The following is a 660-nucleotide window of genomic DNA, read 5'->3' on the forward strand; positions in this document are numbered from 1 at the left end:
ACTTCCAGCAGTGCAATCCAAATCGGCATCATGATCACTGACAGAATGGTCGACAAGAACGACGCGTTCGAAGCCAAGACTGGATCCCGATTGAAGCTAATTGCGTAGGCCGAAGCAACCGTGGCAGTTGGGGTTGCCATCATGATAACAATCGTTGCGATGGCCACGTAGCTCATTGGCATAATGCCCAGCATTGAGAGAGCCGTCAAGGCAATCAGGTTGAACAATGGCACAATGATAACTTTGTTCCAACTGTAGTACCAAGAAAGCTTGTTAGAAGCAGCCTGCTTGAACGAAATCGAACCTAGAGTGACACCAATTGATAACCAAGCCAGTGGAGACGATAGTTGAGCTAAGTAGTTCAACGGCTTCCAGAGCCACAAGGCGGTTTGGTCAATGCGGTAGAAAGCTACACTACTGGTACCTTTTCCAGGAATACCGTTCAACATCGTTTGAACTGTTACATGTGGAACATAATTTTGTCCTAACCACAGAAAAAGTCCGAGGAAAGTTGCAATTACAACAGGATTAAGGAACATTTTCTTGATGTTTTTCATTTCCATCTTCAAACCTGACATTCTGATGTAGGCGTATGAATAAAGGAAAACCCGGTAACCAATATTGAAAATGGAACTGTACATGATTCCCTTCGGTCCAAAG

At 44.4% G+C, this 660-nt stretch carries 1 protein-coding gene; it reads right to left on the reverse strand.

Going from position 1 to position 660, the window contains the following annotated elements:
* Positions 1 to 660 (reverse strand): AEC family transporter (locus AC6UDG_RS07250; RefSeq protein WP_500706932.1); only part of this gene is annotated, 660 nt, incomplete at both ends.

The sequence above is a fragment of the Fructilactobacillus sp. X2R1C1 genome (assembly GCF_059901435.1).